At 64.8% G+C, this 23,436-nt stretch carries 24 protein-coding genes and 1 pseudogene; 11 read left to right on the forward strand and 14 right to left on the reverse strand.

Going from position 1 to position 23,436, the window contains the following annotated elements:
• Window positions 1–102: 102 nt before the first annotated feature.
• From ispG to Q0O40_RS08590, 4 genes are all read left to right on the forward strand, one after another.
• Complete coding sequence (gene ispG / locus Q0O40_RS08575; protein ID WP_295528675.1) at window positions 103–1,269, forward strand: flavodoxin-dependent (E)-4-hydroxy-3-methylbut-2-enyl-diphosphate synthase; 1,167 nt, start codon at window positions 103–105, stop codon at window positions 1,267–1,269.
• 70 nt (window positions 1,270–1,339) lie between these two features.
• Complete coding sequence (locus Q0O40_RS08580; protein WP_295528677.1) at window positions 1,340–1,864, forward strand: TIGR02281 family clan AA aspartic protease; 525 nt, start codon at window positions 1,340–1,342, stop codon at window positions 1,862–1,864.
• Window positions 1,865–2,078: 214 nt separating this feature from the next.
• Window positions 2,079–2,579, forward strand: a complete 501-nt coding sequence (locus tag Q0O40_RS08585; protein ID WP_295528679.1) for a GNAT family N-acetyltransferase — start codon at window positions 2,079–2,081, stop codon at window positions 2,577–2,579.
• Between the two features lie 44 nt (window positions 2,580–2,623).
• Complete coding sequence (locus tag Q0O40_RS08590; RefSeq protein ID WP_295528681.1) at window positions 2,624–3,250, forward strand: murein L,D-transpeptidase catalytic domain-containing protein; 627 nt, start codon at window positions 2,624–2,626, stop codon at window positions 3,248–3,250.
• 1 nt (window position 3,251) lies between these two features.
• Here the strand turns inward: Q0O40_RS08590 and Q0O40_RS08595 are convergent, their stop codons facing one another.
• Genes Q0O40_RS08595 through Q0O40_RS08605 form a run of 3 tightly spaced genes read right to left on the reverse strand, consistent with a single transcriptional unit; the run spans window position 3,252 to window position 4,384 of the window.
• Window positions 3,252–3,674 (reverse strand): thioesterase family protein, encoded by a 423-nt coding sequence (locus Q0O40_RS08595; protein WP_295528683.1) that lies wholly within the window; start codon window positions 3,672–3,674, stop codon window positions 3,252–3,254.
• A gap of 51 nt (window positions 3,675–3,725) precedes the next feature.
• Window positions 3,726–4,076: an arsenate reductase gene (locus tag Q0O40_RS08600; protein ID WP_295528685.1), complete on the reverse strand. Its 351-nt coding sequence runs from the start codon at window positions 4,074–4,076 to the stop codon at window positions 3,726–3,728.
• Window positions 4,073–4,384, reverse strand: coding sequence for an antibiotic biosynthesis monooxygenase (locus Q0O40_RS08605; protein ID WP_295528719.1), 312 nt, complete (start codon window positions 4,382–4,384; stop codon window positions 4,073–4,075). Before Q0O40_RS08605 ends, Q0O40_RS08600 begins: the two co-directional genes overlap by 4 nt.
• A 74-nt stretch (window positions 4,385–4,458) precedes the next feature.
• Here Q0O40_RS08605 and aroC point away from each other — a divergent pair, with 74 nt between their 5' ends.
• Window positions 4,459–5,526, forward strand: coding sequence for a chorismate synthase (aroC, locus tag Q0O40_RS08610; RefSeq protein ID WP_295528687.1), 1,068 nt, complete (start codon window positions 4,459–4,461; stop codon window positions 5,524–5,526).
• A 140-nt stretch (window positions 5,527–5,666) separates the two neighbouring features.
• Window positions 5,667–6,977: a dicarboxylate/amino acid:cation symporter gene (locus Q0O40_RS08615; protein ID WP_295528689.1), complete on the forward strand. Its 1,311-nt coding sequence runs from the start codon at window positions 5,667–5,669 to the stop codon at window positions 6,975–6,977.
• A gap of 5 nt (window positions 6,978–6,982) precedes the next feature.
• Here the strand turns inward: Q0O40_RS08615 and Q0O40_RS08620 are convergent, their stop codons facing one another.
• From Q0O40_RS08620 to dapB, 3 genes are read right to left on the reverse strand one after another with little or no spacing between them, the layout of a single operon-like run.
• Entirely contained in the window at window positions 6,983–7,414 is a 432-nt protein-coding gene (locus tag Q0O40_RS08620) for a hypothetical protein (RefSeq protein ID WP_295528691.1), read from the reverse strand.
• The gene (gene nth, locus Q0O40_RS08625) at window positions 7,411–8,103 is read right to left on the reverse strand and encodes an endonuclease III (protein WP_295528693.1); all 693 of its coding nucleotides are present in this window, start codon (window positions 8,101–8,103) and stop codon (window positions 7,411–7,413) included. The genes Q0O40_RS08620 and nth overlap by 4 nt, the downstream gene beginning before the upstream one ends.
• Window positions 8,100–8,840: a 4-hydroxy-tetrahydrodipicolinate reductase gene (gene dapB / locus Q0O40_RS08630; protein WP_295528695.1), complete on the reverse strand. Its 741-nt coding sequence runs from the start codon at window positions 8,838–8,840 to the stop codon at window positions 8,100–8,102. The genes nth and dapB overlap by 4 nt, the downstream gene beginning before the upstream one ends.
• A 35-nt stretch (window positions 8,841–8,875) precedes the next feature.
• Between dapB and Q0O40_RS08635 the strand changes: the two genes are divergently transcribed.
• The gene (locus Q0O40_RS08635) at window positions 8,876–9,592 is read left to right on the forward strand and encodes an NAD-dependent deacylase (protein WP_295528697.1); all 717 of its coding nucleotides are present in this window, start codon (window positions 8,876–8,878) and stop codon (window positions 9,590–9,592) included.
• Here the strand turns inward: Q0O40_RS08635 and Q0O40_RS08640 are convergent.
• The 7 genes from Q0O40_RS08640 to Q0O40_RS08670 all read right to left on the reverse strand — a co-directional run bounded on the left by Q0O40_RS08640 (window position 9,581) and on the right by Q0O40_RS08670 (window position 18,971).
• Window positions 9,581–10,348 (reverse strand): HesA/MoeB/ThiF family protein, encoded by a 768-nt coding sequence (locus Q0O40_RS08640; protein ID WP_295528699.1) that lies wholly within the window; start codon window positions 10,346–10,348, stop codon window positions 9,581–9,583. The genes Q0O40_RS08635 and Q0O40_RS08640 overlap by 12 nt on opposite strands.
• 173 nt (window positions 10,349–10,521) lie before the next feature.
• Window positions 10,522–12,015, reverse strand: a complete 1,494-nt coding sequence (dnaA, locus tag Q0O40_RS08645) for a chromosomal replication initiator protein DnaA (protein ID WP_295528701.1) — start codon at window positions 12,013–12,015, stop codon at window positions 10,522–10,524.
• 545 nt (window positions 12,016–12,560) lie between these two features.
• Window positions 12,561–12,821: a 30S ribosomal protein S20 gene (rpsT, locus tag Q0O40_RS08650; RefSeq protein ID WP_295528703.1), complete on the reverse strand. Its 261-nt coding sequence runs from the start codon at window positions 12,819–12,821 to the stop codon at window positions 12,561–12,563.
• A gap of 179 nt (window positions 12,822–13,000) precedes the next feature.
• Complete coding sequence (locus Q0O40_RS08655) at window positions 13,001–14,413, reverse strand: cytochrome P450 (protein WP_295528705.1); 1,413 nt, start codon at window positions 14,411–14,413, stop codon at window positions 13,001–13,003.
• Window positions 14,414–14,486: 73 nt separating this feature from the next.
• Complete coding sequence (hemH, locus tag Q0O40_RS08660) at window positions 14,487–15,500, reverse strand: ferrochelatase (RefSeq protein WP_295528707.1); 1,014 nt, start codon at window positions 15,498–15,500, stop codon at window positions 14,487–14,489.
• A 92-nt stretch (window positions 15,501–15,592) separates the two neighbouring features.
• Window positions 15,593–17,968 carry a molybdopterin cofactor-binding domain-containing protein gene (locus Q0O40_RS08665; RefSeq protein WP_295528709.1) on the reverse strand — a complete coding sequence of 792 codons (2,376 nt, stop codon included), beginning with the start codon at window positions 17,966–17,968 and terminating at the stop codon, window positions 15,593–15,595.
• 40 nt (window positions 17,969–18,008) lie between these two features.
• On the reverse strand, window positions 18,009–18,971 hold the full coding sequence (locus tag Q0O40_RS08670; protein ID WP_295528721.1) for an Mrp/NBP35 family ATP-binding protein: 963 nt from the start codon (window positions 18,969–18,971) through the stop codon (window positions 18,009–18,011).
• Between the two features lie 117 nt (window positions 18,972–19,088).
• Between Q0O40_RS08670 and Q0O40_RS08675 the strand changes: the two genes are divergently transcribed.
• From Q0O40_RS08675 to Q0O40_RS08690, 4 genes are all read left to right on the forward strand, one after another.
• Window positions 19,089–20,267, forward strand: a complete 1,179-nt coding sequence (locus tag Q0O40_RS08675) for an SPFH domain-containing protein (protein WP_295528711.1) — start codon at window positions 19,089–19,091, stop codon at window positions 20,265–20,267.
• A 1-nt stretch (window position 20,268) separates the two neighbouring features.
• Entirely contained in the window at window positions 20,269–21,111 is an 843-nt protein-coding gene (hflC, locus tag Q0O40_RS08680; protein ID WP_295528713.1) for a protease modulator HflC, read from the forward strand.
• A 130-nt stretch (window positions 21,112–21,241) separates the two neighbouring features.
• Entirely contained in the window at window positions 21,242–22,780 is a 1,539-nt protein-coding gene (locus tag Q0O40_RS08685; protein WP_295528715.1) for a Do family serine endopeptidase, read from the forward strand.
• A 154-nt stretch (window positions 22,781–22,934) separates the two neighbouring features.
• The gene (locus Q0O40_RS08690) at window positions 22,935–23,234 is read left to right on the forward strand and encodes a barstar family protein (RefSeq protein ID WP_295528717.1); all 300 of its coding nucleotides are present in this window, start codon (window positions 22,935–22,937) and stop codon (window positions 23,232–23,234) included.
• Between the two features lie 70 nt (window positions 23,235–23,304).
• Here the strand turns inward: Q0O40_RS08690 and Q0O40_RS08695 are convergent.
• Window positions 23,305–23,436: pseudogene (locus Q0O40_RS08695) on the reverse strand (IS630 family transposase); the annotation flags it as partial.

A 23,436-nucleotide genomic window follows, 5' to 3' on the forward strand; every position in this document is an offset into this window, starting at 1 on the left:
GATATCGAATTCTGGGTGGGCAATCACTGCGACCCCGAATTCCTCTATGCGCGCAAGCTATAACGGGTAGCGCAGGCCCGGCGCGGCGGCTATACAACGCGCATGACATCCATCCGCCCTTGGCGCGATATCGCGCGCCGCACTTCGCGCCAGATCATGGTCGGCTCCGTTCCGGTGGGCGGCGACGCGCCGATCACGGTGCAGACGATGACCAACACGCTGACCAGCGATCCGGTCGCCACGATCAACCAGATCCGCCGCTGCGAGGATGCCGGGGCGGACCTCATCCGGGTATCTTGCCCCGATGTGGAAAGCACCGCCGCGCTCGGCAAGATCGTGCGCGCGGCGCGCATTCCGATCGTGGCCGACATCCATTTCCATTATCAGCGCGCATTGGAAGCCGCCGACGCGGGCGCGGCCTGCCTGCGCATCAATCCCGGCAACATCGGCAGCAACGCGCGCGTGGCCGAAGTGGTGCGCGCGGCCAAGGCCAATGGCTGCGCCATCCGCATCGGCGTGAACGCGGGCAGCCTGGAAAAGGACTTGCTCGAAAAATACGGCGAACCCTGCCCCGAAGCGCTGATCGAATCTGCGCTCGATCATATCAAGCTGCTGCAGGATCACGATTTCCACGAGTTCAAGGTGGCGGTGAAGGCCAGCGACGTGTTCCTCGCGGTGGCGGCCTACATGGGCCTTGCCGATGCGGTCGATTGCCCGCTGCATCTGGGCATCACCGAGGCGGGGGGATTGATCGGCGGCACGGTGAAATCAGCGATCGGCATGGGCAATCTGCTCTGGGCGGGGATCGGCGACACGATCCGTGTCTCGCTTTCGGCCGAACCCGAAGAAGAAGTGCGCGTCGGCTTTGAAATCCTCAAATCGCTCGGCCTGCGCACGCGCGGCGTGCGCGTGGTTTCCTGCCCCAGCTGCGCGCGGCAGGGCTTCGACGTGATCCGCACGGTGGAAGCGCTCGAAGCGCGGCTGAGCCACATCAAGACCCCGCTCTCGCTTTCGGTGCTGGGCTGCGTGGTCAATGGCCCGGGCGAGGCGCGCGAGACCGACATCGGCCTGACCGGCGGTGGCAACGGCAAGCACATGGTCTATCTTTCGGGCGTGACCGATCACACCGTGCAGAGCGAGGACATGCTCGATCACATCGTCGGCCTGGTCGAAGCCAAAGCGGCGGAGATCGAGGCGGCGACGAGCGATGCGGGCCAGAGTGATGCGGGCCAGAGCGATCTAGGCCAAGTGACCGAAGCGGCAGAATAATCCGCGCGGCGGCCGCGTGGCCGGGGTTCTTGGTGATTCGCTAAGCAGTTTGCGGCAAAGGTGAAGCGAAATGCTGCGCTTTCTTATCTTTGCCTGGGTGGTCATTGGGCTTGCCGCGCTCGTCGGGCCGCTGCTCGATGCCAACCCTGCGCGCGCGCCGGGCATCAAGGCCAGCGTTGGCACGGCGGCAAAGTCTGCCCGCAGCGAGGAACCCGGAACCGTGTCGCGCGGTGACGTGACCGTGATCCGGCGCGATTCGACCGGCCAGTTTCATCTCGATGTCGATGTCGGCGGCGCACAGATCACCTTTCTGATCGACACGGGGGCCGATGTCGTCGCGCTGACCGAGGATGACGCGCAGGCGCTGGGGATCACGCCCGACGCCGATAGCTTTCGCCCGATCCTGCAAACCGCATCGGGCACTGGCATGGGCGCGCCGGTGCAACTGGAGCGGATGAGCATTGCCGGGCGCGAGCTGGACAATGTGCAAGCGGTGGTCGTGCCCGATCTGCCAGTCAGCCTGCTCGGCCAATCGGCGCTGCGGCGGCTGGGCAGCGTGACCCTGCAAGGCGACCGGTTGATCATCGAGGGGTGAGGCGCATTCTGGCCGAAATCCTCCCTGTTTTCGCCATAAGCGCAAACGCGGAGGGGGACCGCCCGAAGGGTGATGGAGGGGTGACAGGAAACCCCTCCGACGTCGGCTGCGCCGCCGCCACCTCCCCATTTGTCCTTTGGAAAAATGGGGAGGAAGAGAGCGCGGGTCGCGCCGCCATTGCGACAAAGCGAGTCGCAAGCTACTCCAAGGACCGATGACCTCCAATCTCTCCATCCGCTCCGCCGGGCCTGCCGATCTGCCACTCATCGCTGAACTGATCCGTGCGCTCGCCGACTATGAACAGCTGGCGGACGAGGTGCGCTTTGACGAGGCTGTGCTGGGGGACCGGCTGTTTGGAGCGCGCCGCTATGCTGAAGTGCTGATCGGCGAGGTGGACGGCGCGGCGCAGGGGTTTGCGCTGTTTTTTCATAATTTCTCGACCTTCGAAGGCCGCCCGGGGATCTATCTCGAAGACCTGTTCGTGCAGCCCGCGGCGCGCGGCAGCGGGCTGGGCAAGGCGCTGCTGGCCAAGCTTGCGGCGCTGGCGCTGGAGCGCGATTGCGCGCGGCTCGAATGGTCGGTGCTCGATTGGAACGAACCGGCCATCGGTTTTTACCGGAGCCTCGGCGCGCAGATGATGGATGCGTGGACGGTGATGCGCGTGGATGGGGCGGCATTGGCCAAGCTGGGCACAGAGGCTGTAAAATCCGCATAAATGCTGTTAGACTGAGTTCATCGCTGGGGTGGTAAAAGCGAACGATGAGCAAAGCCAAGACAACGAGGCGCGCGGTGATCGCGGGGCTGGGTGCGAGCGCGGCAGTGCTGGCCATGCCCCGGCGCGTGTTTGCGCAAGGCTATTCGATCAGCGCGCAGCACCGCAAGGTTCTGGACGTGGCGCGCGAGCAAGTGGCGCGGGTGGCGGATCGGCTGTGGCGCACCGATATTGCTGGAATTGCAGATTTTTCGCTGCCCTCCGCGCTGCCGCGCTTTCACTTTGCCGATCTGGAAAAGGGCACGGTGCGCTCGTTCCTCGTCGCGCATGGCAAGGGATCGGACCCGGAGCACGACGGGTTTTTGAAGACATTTTCGAACGAGGTCGGCAGCCTGGCCACCTCGCGCGGGGCCTATATCACCAATGAGTGGTACGTTGGCCGCTATGGCACGTCGATTCGTCTGGTCGGGGCCGATGCGGACAATACCAACGTGCTCGAACGCGCCATTGTGCTCCACCGCGCGTGGTATGCCAATCCCGCGATGCTGGAAAAATGGGGCAAGCTGGGCCGCAGCGACGGCTGCTTCGCGATGGGCGAGGCCGATTTCAACGAAGCGCTGTGGCACCTTTCAGGCGGGCGGCTGATCTATGCCGACCGGCTGGGGCTGAGTTAACTCAAGCGTCGGCCAGAGCGGCCGGCGAGCCCGCCACGAACTTGTCGATCAGATCGCGCGCCAGCCGCGCCGGGCGCAAGGTGACCGCATCGAGGCAGCACCAACTGGATTTGACTTCGGCCAGCACGACTTCGCCGCGCTTGATGATCGTCTCGTAAAACGCCCGCGCGCCATGCACTTTCTCAAGCAGGACATGCGCGATCACCACATCGTTGAGGAAGGTCGGGCGGCGATAGGTGATGTTGTGGTTGGTCGCGACCCAGACATGCCCGGAAATTGCCTCTGCCGGGGCGAGCGCACGCCAATGATCGACCACGGCATCTTGCACCCATTTCAGGTACGACGCGTTGTTGACATGGCCCATGAAGTCGATGTCGGCAGGATCGACCGCGATAGCGAATTGGTGCGGGATAAAACTGCTCACAAGTTCTAAGGTAACACTTGATTGGCCGATTCGGTAGTGCGCAGGCCGAGTTTAATTACCTAGCGCTGCCACCCACTCTTCGGGCTTGAACCCGACCAGCAACCCGCCGGGATATTCGGCGATGGGGCGTTTGATCAGCGAGGGCTGCTCTGCCATCAGCGCGATGGCCCGCGCCGCATCAAGATCGGCCTTTTGCGCCTCATCCAGCTTGCGAAAGGTGGTTCCGGCGCGATTGAGCACGCTGCCGAGACCGGCTTGCGCGATCCACTGGGCGAGCTGCGCCGGATCGGCACCGGCCTTTTTGTAATCGTGGAAGGTGTAGGCAATGCCCTGCGCACCGAGCCACGTGCGCGCCTTTTTGACGGTGTCGCAATTGGGGATGCCGTAGATCGTGATGGTCATGCTTGATCCCATGTGAAGTGATGAACCCGGCTCGGCGTTCCGGCAAACAGGGTATAGCTTTCGTAATACGCGCTGCGCCCTTTGGCTTGCACTTGCGCGTGCGAGGCCACCCGCCGCCACGCGAGCGCGGCGGCCTCATCGACCCATTCGGACAGGGCGATGACTTCGCTATCCTCGCTGGCGTAGCTTTTGAAGCTGATGAAGCCGGGCTGCGCGCGCGACAGGGCCTCCATCGCGTCGGCGTCCAGCGCATAAGCGGCGCTGTCGATATCGGCGCGCTTGCGGTTGCGAAAGACGACGAGAAACATGGCGGCCTGGTAGCGCGCGCGGCGCGGCGCCGGAAGGTGGACATTTGCGCCCATTCGCGATTAAGCCCTCGGCCATGAGCTTCAACAGTTTCGGACATGTATTCCGCTTCACCACCTGGGGGGAAAGCCACGGGCCTGCATTGGGCGCGGTGGTCGATGGGTGCCCGCCGGGGCTGGCCTTGAGCGAGGGCGATCTCCAGCCCTTTCTCGATGCACGCCGCCCCGGCCAATCGCGCTTCACCACGCAGCGGCAGGAACCCGATGCTGTGCGCATTCTTTCAGGCACCTTCGAGGGCCGCACGACCGGCACGCCGATTGCGCTGATGATCGAGAATGTCGATCAGCGTTCGAAAGATTATTCGGAAGTTGCCAAAGCTTATCGCCCGGGGCACGCCGACTATGCCTATGACGCCAAGTACGGCTTTCGCGATTATCGCGGCGGTGGGCGCTCTTCGGCGCGCGAGACGGCGGCGCGGGTGGCCGCGGGCGGTGTGGCGCGGCTGGTGATCCCTGAGGTTACCATCACCGGCTGGGTGAGCGAAATCGGCGGCGACGCGATCGACATGGCGAACTTCGATCGCGCCGAGATCGGGCGCAATCCGTTTTTCTGCCCGGACGCGGCGGCGGCCGCGCGCTGGGAAGCGTTGGTCGATAGCGCGCGCAAGGCGGGTTCTTCGCTGGGCGCGGTGGTGGAATGCGCCGCCACCGGCGTGCCTGCGGGTTGGGGCGCGCCGCTCTATGCCAAGCTCGATGCCGAGCTGGCCCACGCGATGATGGGGATAAATGCGGTAAAAGGTGTGGAGATCGGCGATGGCTTTGCCGCCGCGCGCGGCACCGGCGAAAGCAACGCCGATGCGATGCGTCCCGGCGCCGATGGCCCGGCGTTTCTTGCCAACCATGCCGGCGGGATCGCGGGCGGCATTTCCACCGGGCAGCCGGTGGTGGTGCGCGTGGCATTCAAGCCAACCTCCTCGATCCTGACCTCGGTGGAAACCGTGACGCGCGAAGGCGCAGCGACCGAACTGATGACCAAGGGGCGGCATGACCCCTGCGTCGGCATTCGCGGGGTGCCGGTGGTCGAGGCGATGATGGCGCTGGTGCTGGCCGATCAGAAGCTGCTCCACCGGGCGCAGTGCGGATGAACTGAGGCTGCGTTTCGGCGCAGGCTGGGACTTTGCGCAGGGGCGCATCCTGGCCTGAGGCCCCGGCCTTCGCCGGGGGGCGGGTTGCCTAATGTTCGCGCGCCGCTAGTCTTGCCGGAATATCACGGGAGCCGAGTATCTTGGGCAAGCGACTGACACTCTACATCGTGATCGCGATGATCGCTGGCATCCTGACCGGATATGCGCTCAACCGCGCCTATCCGGCGGACAGCCCCACGCTGGTGGCGATCGCCGACACGCTCAAGCTGCTGCCCGATGTATTCCTGCATCTGATCAAGATGATCATCGCGCCGCTCATTCTGGCGACGCTGGTAACGGGCATTGCCAGCATGGGCGACAGCGCGGCGCTGGGCCGGATCGGCGGGCGGGCGCTGGCGTGGTTCATCACCGCGAGCCTGATCTCGATCACGCTGGGGCTGGTGCTGGTCAATCTGTTTCAGCCGGGCGTGGGCCTGCAATTCACCGCGACCGCGCCGGTGGAAGCGCTGGCGACCGGCGATTTCACCTTGCGCCACTTCGTGCTCGAGGTTTTCCCGGTCAGCGCGCTCGATGCGATGGCCAAGAACAATGTCCTCCAGATTCTGGTGTTCTCGCTGTTTGCCGGGGTGGCGCTGGCCGCGATCGGCGAGGAAGGCGCGCCATTGTTGCGCGGGGCCGAGGCGCTGGCAACCTTGATGCTGACGATCACCGACTATGTGATGCGCTTTGCGCCATTTGCGGTGTTTGGCGCACTGGCTTCGGTCATCGCGACGCGCGGGGTCGGGATCATTGTCACGTACGGCGTGTTCGTCGGCGAGTTTTATCTGGGCCTGCTGCTGCTATGGGTCCTGCTGCTGGGGATGGGCGGGATCTTTCTGGGCAAGCGCATTTTTCTGCTGGCGCGCTATATCCGCGAGCCGCTGCTGCTCGCATTTTCCACCGCGAGCTCGGAAAGCGCGCTGCCCAAGCTGTTCGAGCAGCTCGACCGGTTTGGCGTGCCGCGCCGGATTTCGGGGTTTGTGCTGCCTTTGGGCTATAGCTTCAATCTCGATGGCTCGATGATGTATACCAGCTTTGCCACGCTGTTCATCGCGCAGGCCTATGGCATTCAGCTGAGCGCCGGGCAGCAGGTCGCCATGCTGTTGACGCTGATGATCACTTCAAAGGGCATCGCCGGGGTACCGCGCGCCAGCCTGGTGGTGATCGCGGCGACGCTCACGCAGTTTGGCCTGCCGGTGGAGGGCATTGCGCTGCTCCTGGGGGTCGATACCTTCCTCGACATGGGCCGCACCGCGACCAACGTGGTGGGCAATGCGGTGGCGACAACCGTGATCACCAAATGGGAAGGCATGCTGCAGCCGCCGATGGACCCCGATGCCAGCGCCCCCCTGCCGCCGTTCGATACGCCCGAGCATGGGCGGCGCGGGCTGAATCTGGACCCGGATCAGTAAGAAGCCTACTTCACGAGTTCGACCGGCTGGAATTGGCCAAGGCCGCACGAGGCGCGCGCGCCCCCAATGCCGCTTTGCGGGAACACGGTGATGATGTCGGCGCTGCACAGCGGCGAGATCGAGGTAGCGTAAGTAAACGCCCGCTCGAAACCAAGGCCGTTGCAGCGATAGGGCAGGACAGTGCGATACCACTGCTTGCCGCCAGCCTTGAAATCGATCGTCCAGTCATCGCGCACCCGGCTTTCGCGGACCGACGCCAGCGGAATGCAGCTGACGGACGGCCCTGTCGGCTTGACCGCGGGCAGATTGGCGGCGTGGCCGTTCAAGCTGCCTGCGGCGGTTTGCGGGCCTCCCGCAGCTTTCGGATCAGCGCAAGCGGCCAGAGCGAGCATGGCAGCGGCGCAGGCGAGGAATTTGCAACGATCAGGGGCGGTCATGACAAGCGTTCCTTCTTTGCTCGTGGCGCTTTTGGAGTCGCCGGTTTTGCCCCCGGTTCCATGATTTTGGACTTGTAATCGCAAAGGTCAAGCACCGGGCAGCGCCAGCATTCGGGCGTACGCGCCTTGCAGATGTAGCGCCCGTGCAGGATCATCCAGTGATGCGAGCCGACGCGGAACGGCGCGGGCACTTTCTTTTCCAGCCCCCGTTCAACGGCGAGCGGGGTTTTCCCCTTCGCCATGCCGGTGCGGTTGCTGACGCGGAAGATATGCGTGTCGACCGCGAAGGTTTCCGCGCCGAACGCGCAGTTCATCACCACATTCGCAGTCTTGCGGCCCACGCCGGGCAGCAGGGTCAGCGCATCACGGTCTTGCGGCACTTCGCCGCCATGGTCCCGCACCAGAATTGCGGAGAGCGCGATGACGTTCTTGGCCTTGGCATTGAACAGGCCGATGGTCTTGATGTGCTCCTTGAGGCCCTCTTCGCCAAGCTCGACCATCTGCGCCGGGGTCGTCACTTCGCCAAACAGCGCGCGGGTCGCCTTGTTGACCCCCACATCGGTCGATTGCGCCGAAAGCACCACCGCGACGAGCAACTGATAGGTGTTGCCATAAGCCAGCTCGGTTTCGGGCGCGGGATTGGCCTCGGCCAGACGCCGGAAGAATTCGAAGATCGCCGCCTTATTCAAAGGCCGAGCACCTCGGCCATCGTGTAGCGACCCTGTGGCTGGCCGATCAGCCATTCGCCCGCACGCACCGCGCCGCGCGCGAAGATGGCGCGGTTCTCGGCGACATGGGTGAAGCTCAGCCGCTCGTTGTCGGCGAGGAAATGCACGGTGTGGTCGCCCGCCACGCTGCCGCCGCGCATGCTCGCAAAGCCGATGGTGCCGGAAACGCGTGCGCCGGTGATCCCGTCGCGGCCGCGCACTGCCTCCTTCGCCAGATGCACCCCGCGCCCGGCGGCGGCGGCTTCGCCCAGCAAGAGCGCGGTGCCCGAGGGCGCATCGACTTTCATGCGGTGATGCGTCTCGGCGATTTCGATATCCCAGTCCTCGCCCAGCCGCTGCGCCGCCTCTTTCACGAGATGGGCAAGCAGGGTGACGCCGAGCGAGGTATTGCCGGTTTGCAGCACCGGAATGCTGACCGCCGCGGCATCGATCAGCCAGTGGTGACGCTCGGCAAGGCCAGTGGTGCCGATCACGATGGGGGTGCGCGCATGGATCGCGGCATCGAGCGTGAATTCAAGCGCGGCGGGGGCGGAGAAATCGACCAGCACGTCGCTCGCCTGCGCCAGCGCCAGCGGATCGCCGCCGCCCTTATCGCTCCGGTCGATGCCGCCCGCCAGCGCATGGCCCGCCGCCGCGATCGCCTCGCGCAGCGCCGCGCCCATCCTTCCAGCGCTGCCGATAATGCCTATGCGTGCCATTGCTCATCCCGCCTTTGTTGTGCTTCATGGCCCCGATGACCAGATATCGCAACATCGTGATCCTCACCGGCGCTGGCGTTTCGGCCGAGAGCGGCATCGACACGTTTCGAAGCGCGGGCGGGCTGTGGGAGCAGCACCGGGTGGAGGATGTGGCGACGCCAGAGGGCTTTGCCCGCGATCCCGATCTGGTGCTGCGGTTTTACGACATGCGCCGCGTCGCGATCCAGACCAAAGTGCCCAATGCGGCGCATGAAGCGCTGGCGCGGCTGGACCGGGAATGGGCAGGGCGCAGCGGCGGCGGCGAGGTTTTGATCGTGACGCAGAATGTCGATGACCTGCACGAGCGCGCCGGGGCGCTCAACGTGCTGCACATGCACGGCGAGCATCTTACGGTGTGGTGCACCGCCTGCGATGCGCGGCACCGCTGGACCGGCCCGTTGATCGAGCGCCCACCCTGCCCGGCCTGCGCCGCGCCCTCGCTGCGCCCCGATGTGGTGTGGTTTGGCGAGGTGCCCTACCGGATGGACGAGATCACCGAAGCCTTGGCGCGCGCGGACCTGTTCGTCTCGATCGGCACCTCGGGCGCGGTCTATCCGGCGGCAGGCTTTGTACGGCTGGCGCGCGAACTGGGGGCGGACACCTTGGAGCTCAATCTGGAGCGCTCGCAAGGCTCGGCGTGGTTTGACGAGACGCGGCTGGGAGCGGCGAGCGTGCTGGTGCCGCAATGGGTGGGGGAAGTGCTAGGCGATTGATCCGCAGGCGTTGCACTCAGGGTCCTTGGTAATCCGCATCGTGCGCAAGCTCGGCCTCAGCCCGTCGAGCACATGGACCTGACCCCACTGCGGATCGCCTAAGGTCGCGGCGCCATCGAGCAGCACGCGCAGCGCGGCCATCGCGCCGAACGCGCCGACCATCCCGACCATCGCGCCCAAGACACCCTGATCGGCGCAGGTATCGCAATCTTCGGCATCGAACGCATCGCCGACGAAGCAGCGATAGCACGCATGGTCTGCCCGGTGCCCGGCAAAGTTCGCCACCTGCCCCTGAAACCGCCCGAGCGCGGCGCTGGTGAGCGGGATGCCGGCCGCGACGCAGGCATCGGATACCGCCAGCCGGGTGGCGAAGTTGTCGCAGCCATCGAGTACGACGTCCGCGCCTGCAATCAGTTCCCCCGCATTGTCGCGCGTCAAACGGGTTTCATGGGCGATCCCCGCAAGTTCCGGGTCGAAGGCGCTAAGCCACGCCGCTGCGGCCGCAGCCTTGGGACGCCCGATATCGCTGCTTGTGAAAATGGTCTGGCGCTGGAGGTTCGAAGCCTCGACCACATCATCGTCGATCAGCGTGAGCCGCCCGACGCCAGCACCCGCCAGATACTGCAAAGCCGGGCTGCCGATGCCGCCAAGCCCGACCAGAACGACATGGCTCTGGACAAGCCTAGCCTGTCCTGCCCCACCAACGTCGGGGAGTACGATGTGGCGGGCGAAGCGGTCGAGGCGGTCGGGGGTCATGAAAGGGAGTTAGGTTGAAAAGGAATAGAATGCGAGGGCCATTGGTGCGTGACGGATGGGTTCGGCGCTCCGGCGAAGCCGGAGTTTTGAACCGCTTCGCGGATGGCGCATACATGCGATCGGCATACGCCAAACACCCGGGAGCGCGAGGGCGATGGCCCTCGTACCTTCCCTTAATCTTCCAATTGCCTCAGCAAAGTCCGTACATCACCGTCCATATCGGCATCGCGGGTGCGCAGTTCCTCGATCAGCCGCACGGCATGAATCACGGTGGAGTGATCGCGCCCGCCGAATTTGCGGCCGATCTCGGGGTACGAGCGCGGGGTCAGCACTTTGGCGAGGTACATCGCCACCTGACGCGGGCGCACGACCGCGCGGGCGCGGCGTTTGGAGCCCATTTCGGTGCGGTCGACGCGGTAGAACTGGCAAACGGTGCGCTGGATTTCGTCGATCGTGATGCGGCGGCGGTTGGCCGAGAGGATGTCGGTCAGCTGTTCTTCGGCGAGCGCGAGCGAGACTGGCTGCCCGGTGAGCTGCGCGAAGGCGATGAGTTTGTTGAGCCCGCCGACCAGCTCGCGCACATTGCGGTTAATCGTGCGCGCGAGGAACTCGATCACATCGGGCAGCACTTGCGTGCTGGTGAAGCGAAGCAGCCGCTGTTCGAGGATCTTGCGGCGCAGCTCGATGTCGGCAGGCTGGATATCCGCGACGAGCCCCATCGAGAGGCGCGAGAGCAGGCGCTGTTCGACGCCGTCGAGCGCTTGCGGCGCGCGGTCGGCAGCGACGACGAGCCGCTTTCCGGCGGTCATCAAAGCGTCGATGGTGTGGAGGAATTCTTCCTGCGTCGATGATTTGCCGATGATGAACTGGATGTCATCGACCAGCAGCAGATCGAAGCCGCGCAGCCGCGCCTTGAATTCGATCATTTCGTTCGAGCGCATGGCCTGCACGAATTCGATCATGAAGCGCTCGGCCGAGCAATAGAAGATGCGCGCGCCGGGGCGGGCGGCGGCATAAGCATGGCCGATGGCATGGAGCAGGTGCGTTTTGCCCTGCCCGGTCGAGCCCTTGAGATAGAGCGGCGAGAACTGCGGCTGTTCAAGCGCGGCCATGCGCTGCGCCGCATTGACCGCGAGCACGTTGGCGGTGCCCGAAACGAATTCGGCAAAGGTGAGCGAGGGATCAAGGCCAGTGACCGCGGCATCCGCGCTCATCGGCACGGCGGCCAGCCGCTGCGCCGCGTGGCTGGCGCCCAGATCATTGGCGGCAATGCTGCCGACGCGCAGCTCGGGCATGGAGCGGCGGCGCGGATGGACGGTGATGCGCACCTGATTGACCTCGGTGCGGGCGATCTTCCAGGCGAGCGACAACCGGTCGGCGAACCGATCTGCCACCCAGTTGGCCGAAAATTCGGTGGGCAGGAAGAGATCGAGCGTGCCGGTTTCCTTGCAGAACGAGCCGAGCTGGATCGGCTTGATCCACTGGCTGTGGAGCTGCGGCCCGAGGTCCTTCTTGAGACCCTGGCTGATATCGGCCCAATCCGCCGCCAGATCGAGGGCATCCTGATCTTCGACCACGGCCCCCTCACGCGCTCGCTTGCTGTGGGAGAGATCGGAATAGCTTCTGCTTGCGCCGCGCGCACTTCCGCTGTTGCCAAATTCATCCATCGTCAAACCGATCCGCCTTGCCCCTTGCGCCCGCAGCATTCCCAGCCACAGGCAAAATCCACCCCTCGCGAAAAGCGCATATTGACGCCTCCCACGCATGAACGATGCATTTTTCGAAGTCCCTGCTAGATGACGAGCTTGCTATCACTGGCCCGACCTCGTTGCCGGGAAGCCATCTCTATTGGCGGATGGGATAGATTCGCAAGCAGCACTTCGCAAAAAAACTGAAATAAACCACCTTGACAGTGCGACGCCCGCACAAATCAATCAAGTATCTGAAATATATACGTTTTTACTGTAGAGACTACGAATCAAATGAAATCCGTGACTTGTGCGATCTGCAGTTTGTCACAAAGACCGTAACACCTCTGAAACAAAAAGTCCGGCTGCGCAGCCGGACTCCCTGTGGATAGTTTCTGTAATACGGCGGTTGGAAAGCTTCACCGCGTGCGAATCGGCTTTCCTGCTGCGTGCCCGGTGCATGATCGCGAGCGCGGCGCGAGGTCGCAAATACCCTCAGCCAGCAAGCCCGCGCAAGGAACGAATCAGAGCGCTCCGACGCGCTTCGACAGCCGCGACATCTTGCGGGCCACGGTGTTCTTGTGCAGCACGCCGCGCGCCACGCCGCGCGCCAGCTCAGGCTGCGCCGCCAGCAATGCTTCGGAGGCCGCCGCCTTATCGCCGCCAGCGATCGCGGTTTCGACCTTCTTCACAAAGGTGCGAATGCGCGACAGGCGGTTCCCATTGATTTCAGCGCGAACGGCGTTGCGACGGATGCGCTTCTTGGCTTGCGGCGTATTGGCCATGATTGTCCTGTTTCTCGATAGTGGGCATCCCGCCGAAACGGAACGCAAGAGTTGGTTGCAATGGGCGCAGGGAGACCCCTGACCCACCGGAAGAAGGCGCTAGTATCGGCGAGCCAGCGAATCGTCAACTGATTCAGCAAAACCGGCGCCGCCAAACCGCAGCGAGACGCAAAAACCGCTTACAACAGCGGCCGCAGGCGCAGTTGCAGCCCGTCGCGCGGCTTGGGGATCGGCCAGGCTTGCCACGCCGGTGCATAGCCCGGGGCGACGCCGAGTTCGTAGCGCGTCAGGATATGGTGCACGAGCACTTTGACCTGCATATAGGCAAAGTGCAGGCCGAGGCACATATGCGCGCCGCCGCCGAACGGCACCCACGCGTACTTGTGGCGCTTGGCGACTTCTTCGGCCGTGAACCGCAGCGGATCGAACCGCGCAGGATCGGGCCAATGCGCCGGATCGGCGTGAATCGACGCCGCGCTGATCCCGACGCCGGTGCCAGCGGGGATGCGGAAACCGCCGAAGCTGAAATCCTTCAGCGCCCGGCGCGGCGTGGCGGGCACCGGCGGCAGAATCCGCAAGGCTTCCTTGAACGCCATTTCGGTGAGGACCATCTGGCCCAGCGCTTCGAACGGGAGCGGCCGGGCATCGCCGCCAGCCGCCGCGCGCGCTTCGCCGCGCAGCTTTTCCTGCCATTCGGGATGCTGCGCCAATTGCCAGATCAGCCCGGTCATCGACGATGTGATCGTATCGTGCGCGGCCATCATGAGGAAGATCATGTGATCGACGACCAGATCTTCGGGCAGCAGCGCGCCATCATCGCGCGTTGCCAGCGCAAACTGGCTGAACATATCCTGCCCCGGATCGGCCCGCCGCTGGCGCAGCAGCTGGGTGAAATAGGCGACCATCATCCGCCGCCCGGCAACGCCCTTGCCCATCGCGGTGAACGGCAGCGGGCGGCGCACCGGCGCGATCGAGGCCTGCACCATATCGACAAAGGCGCTATTGAGGCGGTCTGCCTCAGGCCCGAGCGGCAGGCCGAGAAAACTGGTCGCGGCCGTTTCGAGGGTGAGCGCCTTGATCGCGGGATAGAACGCCATGGTCCCGGTTTGCGCGGCCCCGGCACCCCAGCTTTGCGTGCCGCGCGCGATATCGGCATTGAGCAGCGCGCAATAATTGCGCATCGGCTCTGGTTTGAAGGCGGCGGAAAGCGCGCGCCGATCCAGGCGGTGCATATCGAAATCAAGCAGCATCAGCCCGCGCGGAAAGAGCAGATTGAGCACCGGACCCCAGCCTTGTTCGGAGGAGAAGATACGCTCGCGATCGAACAGCACCAGCTCGTTGGCGTCTGCCCCCACCAGATTGACCATGCGCCGCCCGAAGCTGCGCGTGCGGTAAACCGGGCCGTACCGCGCCGCCATGCGCTCGGCAAAACCGATCGGATCGGCCAGCTGGGTGATGGTCGTGCCGACCAGCGGCCAGCCGTCGGTGCCCGGAATAGGATCGAGCGCATCGGCTCTGGGCGGGCGGGTCCAGTGCGGATTGCCGCGCTCGTTCTGAATATCCTGGGGCCGACCGGCTGCGATGCTCGCCATGAAATGTCCTTGCGTATCCGGTCATGCTTGCCACAATTGCGGCCACTGGCCAAGGCTGGCCCGCGCGTGCCGGCTAAATCCAGCCCGCCAGCTCGCGCCGAACCAGCGCTTCGAGCATGTCCATCCCCGCCTCGCCGGCATTGAGACAGGTCAGCGCCGCAAAATCCGTGCCCCCGGCAGCGATGAAATCCTCGCGCCCGCGAATGCCCAGTTCCTCGATCGTCTCAAGGCAATCGGCGGAAAACCCGGGCGCCGCCACGGCGACCCGGCGGGTGCCTTTGCGCGCCTCTTCGAGCAGGACGGTATCGGTCGCTGGTTCGAGCCATTTGGCCCGCCCGAAGCGCGACTGGAAACTGGTGACGATGCGCATGGCGGGAAAGGCGGCGCTGAGCGCTTGGCCCAGCAGCCGCGCGGTCTTGTGGCAATGGCAATGATAGGGATCGCCAAGGTGCAAGGTGCGCTCAGGCATGCCGTGAAAGCTGAGCAGCAGCAGCTCGGGGTCAAAATCGAGTGCGACCAGCTGGCGCGCGATATCGCGCTGAAGCGCGGCGATGGCCAGCGGATCATCATGATAGGGCGGCAGGGTGCGCAAGGCTGGCAGGCGGCGGCTGGCCTTGATCCAATCAGCCATGGCATCGAGCACGCTGGCCGTGGTAGCCCCGGCATATTGCGGATACATCGGCGCGACAAGAATGCGCTCGCACCCGGCCGCCAACAGCGCATCGAGCTGGCGGGAAACCGCCGGATTGCCATAGCGCATCGCCCAATCCACCACCACGCCCCCGCCCAGCCGGGCTTTCAGCGCGTCTGCCTGCGCCGCCGTATTGGCCGCCAGCGGCGACCCATCCTTGGTCCACACTTGCGCATAGGCATGCGCCGATTTGGCGGGACGGGTGCGCAGCACGAAGCCGCGCAAGATCGGCTGCCAGATGAGCCACGGGATCTCGACCACGCGGCGATCCGAGAGGAACTCGCCCAGATAGCGCTTAACCGAGCGCGTATCGGGCGCGTCTGGCGTGCCCAGATTGACCAGCAGGACGCCGATCTTGCCGGTGAGAACAACGGGATGATCCGCAGGCTTGGCCATGATCGGCGCAAGAATCGGCGCAGGAGTTTTCGGCGGTGTCACAATCTCCGCTGGTATCCCGATTTTCGATGGCATCACAGTCGGCATCGGTGTCACAGGCCCTCAGAAAGCAGGGGAAGCCGCCGAAAGCGGAGCCCAGTGGCAGAAAACAGCGCGTTGGCGATGGCAGGGGCGACCGCAACCGCAGCGATCTCGCCTGGATCGAACGGTTGCTCGTTCGATTCGGCAAACGCAATATCGATTTTGGGGCAATCGGCAAGCAGCGGGAGGCCAAGCTGGGCAAGCCGCCCGTTGGTGGGCAGGCCTGCGTGATAGCTGCTCGACCCGCCAATCGCCTGTGCCAATCCGAAAAGCAGCCCGCCTTCGACTTGCTGGCGCGCCACATCGACGTTCACGATCCGGCCGATATCGACATAGGCGGTAAGCTGTTCGACCCGCACCGCGCCGGCTTCCTGGCGCGCGGTGGCGACCACCGCGATGAACCCGCTGCGCAGTCCTTCGCCAGCTGCGAGGTCCATCCGGTGGCAGGCAATGCCCTGGCCGGAGGCATCGGCACCCCCGCCCCACATCGCCAGCCGCGCTGCGCCGGTGAGGCAGGCGGCAAGGCGCGGTTGCCCGCCAAGCATGCCGACGCGAAACGACATCGGTTCGCGCCCAGCAAAATGCGCGCACTCATCGATGAAGCTTTCGGTGATGAACGCGCTGTAGCCATGCGCATTGCCGCGATAGCGCGCGGTGGGCAGCGCCAGTGCAGCGGGCACATGCTCGACCGCGCGCTCGGGGATGGCATAGAGCGGATACGCCCCTTCGCAGGCGAGGGCATCGGATTTTCCGCGCACCGCCGCCAGCGCATCGGCGGCGGACAGTTCGCCGAGCAGCCGCCCGCCCGCCTCCTGCGCCGTGGCCGGCAGCGCCATGCGCGTGCGCCAGCCAAGCAATTGCTGCTTCCCCGGGCCAAAGGCCGCCGAGACCAGCGCCGCGACCGGGGTGCGCGGATAGCTGCTGAGCGATTCCTGCCAGCGCGACCACATCACTTGCACAGGTCGGCCGGTCACTTTGGCCAGCGCCGCCGCTTCGCCGGCAATCCGCATATCGAGCCGCGCATCGAAGCTGCCGCCCGCATGCATCGGATAGACGATCACATCGCGGCGGCGCACGCCCGCCGCGCGCGCCGCCGCGCGCCGCGCCATCTCGGGTGCTTGGGTGGCGATCCACAGATCGAGCTTGCCCCCGCGCAGCCGCGCCGTGGCAGTCGCGGTTTCCAGCGGCGCATGCAGGGCAGGCTCGATATCATAGCGCGCGGTCAAAGTAGGGTTGCCCGCGCCGGACGCGGCCAGCAAGGCATCGGGATTGCCATCGGCGGCGACGCGGACCGCCGCGCCTTTGCGCAGCGCCAGATCGAGCTGCTGCTCGATCGCGCTGGAATCGGCGATCCGGCCGACCGCCTTGAACCGCGGCTCCATGGCCGCCACCGCCTTGCTCGCCGCATGCCAGGTGGTGGCCACTGCCGCGAGCCAGCGCCGGGTGTGCACTACGCGAACCAGCCCCTTCACCGCTGCGGCGGCCTGCTTGTCATAGCTGGCGAGCACGCAATCGCCCTGCGGACCATGGGCGACCGCAGCATAGAGCATATCGGGCAAGCGCACGTCGCCGGCAAAGACAAAGCTGCCATCGACTTTGGCAGGCAGATCGAGGCGGGGAAAGCGCGGCGGCGCGCCTTCGGGAAACCGCCCAGGCCTTTCCGCCGCAGGAACCGCGCGCAGCACGGGCGGATCGGGCGGGGCGAAGCGCATCATATCGGGCAATAGCTCGGCAAATGCCAGCTTGCGCCCGGACTGGCCAGATCCAGCCTGCACAACGCAGTGCCCCGCCGTGTCGCAGGTTTCCCATGCCACGCCCCACTTTGCCGCCGCCGCCTGCATCAGCAGCGCGCGCAATGTGGCGGCGGCGGCGCGCAGGGGCGCTTCGAAAGCGGCGAGCGCGGTGCCTTCGGCAGTGATCATCATCGGCTCGTGCTCTGCCTCACGGCGCGCGAGCGAGGTACCGGGCGTGCTCGCAAGGGCACCGGCCAGCGTTTCAGCCAGAGCGGGCAGGAACGGCAACCACGACGGCGCCCACAGCGCCGCCCAGCGCGCGGCGAGCACCGGATCGCCATATTGGCGCGCAATCGGCGCTGGTTCGATCCCCATCCGCCGCCAATCCGCGCCCAGCTCCACCGCGACGATCTGGGCGGCAAGCGTGGTGATGCCCTGCCCCATTTCGCAGACCGGCACCGCCACGCTGATCGCTCCGTCCTTGGCGATGCGGATGAAACTGTCGATCACCTCTTCGCCCGCGCCCGCCACCAGCGCGCTGGCATAGCGGCGGGGCACGAACTGGAAGCCGAGCACGAGGCCGCCCGCCGCGCCCGCGCCGATGAGCAGGCCCCTCCGGCTTATTCTGAGCGCAGTCCGTCTGGGCGCAGTCAATTTGGGCGAGTTCAATCTGGGCAAGGCGCGCGCCAAGGCTTCAGCGCGGTGTATCGAGCCAGGCGAGCACTGCGCGGGCAATGCTGATAAATGCCTCCGCCGGTGCGCCGTCGCCCGCCGCCGGGGGATGCCCGGCGTCGCTTTCGCGGCGGATCGCGAGATCGAACGGAACCCGCCCGAGGAACGGCAGCCCCATGGCCATGGCGGTCGTCTCTGCGCCGCCCATGCCGAAGGGATCGCTGGCTTCGCCGCAATGCGGGCAGATGTAGCCCGCCATGTTTTCAACGATGCCGATGATCGGGACCTGGCCCTGTTCGAACAGACCGATCGCGCGCGCCGCGTCCATCAGCGCCAGATCCTGCGGGGTGGAGACGATCACCGCGCCGACCGGCTTGTATTTTGACAGCATGGTGAGCTGGACATCGCCGGTGCCCGGGGGGAGATCGACCACCAGCAGTTCGGCGTCGCCCCAATGCGCATCGATCAGTTGTTCGAGCGCTTTGCCCAGCATCGGTCCGCGCCATGCCACGGCTTGTCCGGCTTTGATCAGGTGCCCCATCGAGAGCATCGGCACGCCGAACGGACTTGGCACCGGGATCAGTTTTTGCCCTTCGGCCTCGGGGCGGCGGCCTTCGGTGGCCATCAGGCGGGGCTGCGAGGGGCCATAGATATCGGCATCGACCAGCCCGACCTTGCGGCCAAGCCGCGCCATCGCCACCGCCAGATTGGCCGCCAGCGTGGATTTGCCCACCCCGCCTTTGCCCGAACCGACCGCGATGATCACGCGCGCGCGCTTTTCAGCGGTCATCGCCACACGCACCTCGCGAGCGCCCGCCTCGAGCGCCGCTTCGCGCACCGCTTGCTCCAGCGCGTCGCGCGCCTGCCGGTCAAGGCCGCCAACCTCGAGCACCAGCACCGCGACATCGTCTTCGCCTGCGCGGACCTGCGCGGCACGATCACCGGCTACGCCGCGCACGGCTTGTTCCAGCACGCTTTGCTCCAAACTCACACCAACGTCCCTTTTATGGGGCGAGGATTGCCCCTTCGGACCAAGCCCTAGCAGAGGAAAATTGGCAGCGAGACCCTGTTTTTCGGGCGCGCTCGTGCCTATAAGCGGAACATGAACAATTTCGGTGGACGTTTGTCGTGGATCGGCCTCGCTATGGCCGGCAAGAAGAGCCCATGGGGCGGCGCAAGTTCAGGCGGCGACAACCCGCCGGAAGACGGCACCGAAGGCAGCGATGATTCTGGCTCTTCACCTGAAAGGCCCGCACCAGATCGGCCCACACCAGATCGGCCAGCGCGCGCCGAGGGCCAGAACGGCCCGCGCAACCCGTGGTTGCCGCCCGCCTCGCCCGAGCGCAAGCGGCCGCCCAATATCGAAGACCTTTTTCGCCGGCGCGGCGGCGGCGGTGGCGGCGGGCCGATCCCCTCGTTCAACCTGCCGCAGCGGCCGGGCGGCGGCTCGTGGATTCCGGTGGGCGTGGGTCTGGTGATCCTGCTGTGGCTGAGCGCTTCGATGGTCCACCGCATCGCGCCGCAGGAAAAGGGCATCGTCACCACCTTTGGCGCTTATTCGAGCACGCTTTCCTCTGGCGTAACATTCACGCTGCCCTGGCCGATCCAGTCGGTGCTCGTCAAAGACGTGACTTCGATCCGCCGGGATTCGATCCCGGAAGGCGAGGGTGAGAAGCTGATGCTGACCAGCGACCAGAATCTGGTCGATCTTACGTATCTGGTGCGCTGGAACATCAAGGACTTGAAGCTCTACACCTTCCAGCTGGCCGAGCCCGACCGGACCGTGCGCGAAGTGGCCGAGGCTTCGATGCGCCAGTCGCTGGCGGAAGTTTCGCTCAACGATGCGATGGGATCGGGCCGTGCCACGATCGAGCAGAATGTGCGCGAGCGGATGCAGCAAGTGCTCGATGCTTATCGCTCGGGTGTGAAGATTCAGGGTGTCGAGATCAAAAAGACCGATCCCCCTGCCAAAGTCGTCGATGCGTTTAAGGACGTGTTAGCAGCGCAACAGGACGCACAGAGCGAAGTAAACCGCGCCGAAGCCTGGGCGCAGCAGCTGACAGCTAAGGCCGAAGGCGAATCCACCGCATTCGACAAAGTCTACAACCAGTACAAACTGGCCCCCGAAGTCACCCGGCGGCGCATGTATTACGAAACCATGGAGCGGGTGCTGAGCCAGACCGACAAGGTGATCATGGAAGCGCCGGGGGTGGTGCCCTACCTGCCGCTGCCGCAGATGAAATCATCCGCGCCAACCCCGATGCCGACGCAGGGACGCTGACATGGAACAGATCTGGGATACCTATCGCAATACGATCATCGTCGCCGCTGTCGCGCTGATTGCGCTGCTCAGTTGCCTAACCGTGGTGAGCGAGACGGAACAGGCCGTGATCGTGCGGCTGGGCGAGCCCAACCGCGTGGTCAACCGCTTTCGCCCCAATGCCGATTTCGGGCAGACGGGCGCGGGCATCGTGCTGACCTTGCCGTTCATCGAGCAGGTCGTGCGGATCGACAAGCGCGTGCTCGATGTCGATCTGGAGCGCCAGCAAGTGACCTCCGCCGATCAGCGGCGGCTCGAAGTCGATGCATATGCCCGGTTTCGGGTGATCGATCCGGTCAAGATGTACGAGACTGCGGGCTCGGTCGCCAAAGTCGCCGAACAGTTGCAGCCGATCCTCAACTCGGTGCTGCGGCAGGAACTGGGCAAGCGCACGTTTGCCTCGCTGCTCACCGCGGATCGCGGGCAGGCGATGATCAACATCCGCAAGGGGCTGGATAAGGAAGCACGCGAATATGGCTCGCAAGTGATCGATGTGCGGATCAAGCGTGCCGATCTGCCCGATGGCGCGCCGCTCGAATCGGCGTTTACCCGGATGGCCTCCGCGCGCCAGCAAGAGGCGACGACAGTGCGCGCCAAGGGCCTCAAGAACGCGCAGATCATCCGCGCCCAGGCCGAAGCCAATGCGGCCAAGACCTATGCCGCCAGCTTTGGCCAAGACCCGGAATTCTATGATTTTTACCGCGCCATGCAAAGCTATGACCTGACTTTCGCGCAGCAGGGCAGCAACACTTCGCTCGTGCTCTCGCCCGACAACCAATATCTGAAGCAATTCAAGGGCAAGTAAACGGGCAGGCGCATCCATTCAAATCCGGTTCAGGCGTCATCCTGTGAATTGCGGCCAAACTGGAAGGGCGGTTTCTTCGCCGCAACTTCCAACAGTTTGGCCCTGAGAATTTCGAAAGAGGAACAGCAACGTGCGATATGCTTATGGATTGACGACGGCGATGCTGCTTGCTGGCAGCGCAGCGACTTTGGCAACGGGCTTTGCGGCGGGCGCGCAAGTTGCGCAGAATGAACCCGCGCAGATGCAAACCGTTGCCCCGCGCATCGGCGCCCCTTCCAGCTTTGCCGATCTGACCCAGCAATTGCAGCCCGCAGTGGTCAACATCTCGACCCGCCAGCGCGTCAAAGTGCAGAACAACAACCCGTTTGCCGGCACCCCGTTCGGCGATCTGTTCGGCGGCGCCCCCGGCGGCGGCGCGCAGACGCGCGAGGCGCAATCGCTGGGATCGGGCTTCGTCATCTCGGCGGATGGTTATGTCGTGACCAACAATCACGTGATCACTGCCGAGGGCACGGGTGAGATCGAATCGATCACCGTGACGATGACCGACGGCGTCGATTATGCCGCCAAGCTGATCGGCCGCGATGCGGCATCGGATCTTGCCGTGCTAAAGATCACCGGCACCAAGCCCTTCCCGTTCGTCAAATTCGGCGATTCGCACAATGCCCGGGTGGGCGACTGGGTGATCGCGATTGGCAACCCCTTCGGCCTTGGCGGCACAGTCACCGCCGGGATCATTTCAGCGGTTTATCGCAACACCGGCGCAGGCGGCGCTTATGACCGGTATCTGCAAACCGACGCCTCGATCAACCGGGGCAATTCGGGCGGGCCGATGTTCGATATGGCGGGCAACGTGATCGGGATCAACAATGCGATCTTTTCGCCCACCGGCGGCAGCGTGGGGATCGGCTTTGCCATTCCGGCGGAAATCGCTGCGCCGATCGTTGACAAGCTGCGCAAGGGTCAGGCGATCGAGCGCGGCTATCTGGGCATTCGCATCCAGCCGCTTTCCGAAGATCTGGCCGCCAGCCTCGGCCTGCCCAAGAAGCGCGGCGAGTTCGTCCAGTCGGTCGAGCCGGGCCAGGGCGCGGCCAAGGCCGGGCTTGAGCCGGGCGACGTCGTCGTGAAAGTCGATGGCCGGGAGATTACCCCCGAGCAGACCTTGTCGTTCATCGTGGCCAACACCGCGCCGGGCAAACGCATCCCGGTCGAGCTGATCCGCAATGGCCAGCGCATGACGGTGCAGGCGGTGGTCGGCAAGCGGCCGAGCGAAGAAACACTGGCCAAGGCGCAATCCTTCGATCCCGACCAGCAGGGCGAGGAGGGCGGCATGCCCGGACCCGGCGCCGACAAGCAGACCGGGACCATCGTGCAACAAGCACTCGGCTTCGCCGCGATCCCGCTGACCCCGCAGATCGCGCGCCAGCTGGGGGCCAACGAGGGCACCCGCGGCGTGGTGATCACCGCGATTGACGATGTGGCTGATGCGGCGACCAAGGGCCTGCAACGCGGCGACATCGTGCTCTCGGCAAACTACAAGCCGCTGGTAACGATCGCCGATCTGGAAGCGGTGGTGAAACAGGCCAAGTCCGAGAACCGCGAAGCGGTGCTCCTGCGCGTCCAGCGCCGGGGTCTGCCAGCGAGCTATGTGCCGATCCGGCTGCGGTAAGCTTCCGCTAGGTGTTACAAGGAAAAGAGGGCCTGTGATGGGCCCTCTTTTTTGGCGGCTGTGTTGCTTGCCAACGGAACGCCGGAATGACTGGCATTGTGTGGAATTCTGCCGTTGCCACTCAAGCCGACGCGACTAAATTGCCGCCATGCAAATGATTGACCTGAACGGTGCAGGCTGGCGCACAAAGCAAGACTTCTATGATGCACTTGCTGATGCGTTGGGCAGCGTCGATTGGCACGGACGAAACGCCGACGCATTTCTCGAAACGATGGTCTATTTCGTGGACCTTAACCGCGTACAGCCGCCGTATCGGGTGGTGATCAGCGATGCGTCAGACGACATGCGGCAATTTCTTAATGATTTCGCATCTTGGGTTCAAGAAGCCCGCGATGATCGTAAGACCAACCCCGAGTGGGGAGACGATGTCGATGTTGCCGTTGTCGTCGCGTAGAGCACGATGGTCGGATTTGGGTCGTCTCCTGCGGATCTGCTGCTGTGCCGGGGACTAGAGCGTTTTCCGATCATTCTGGATCATAGCCACACGAACTGAAGTAGTTGGCGCATTCGTCCGGCTTGAAGATGTCAACGAGTCTGCCGATGAGGTCCCACAGGCCGGAGACGGTTCGTTCGCCTGCTTTGCGCAGCATGGCCTT

The organism is Novosphingobium sp. Chol11, assembly GCF_945870625.1.
Taxonomy (GTDB): Bacteria; Pseudomonadota; Alphaproteobacteria; order Sphingomonadales; family Sphingomonadaceae; genus Novosphingobium.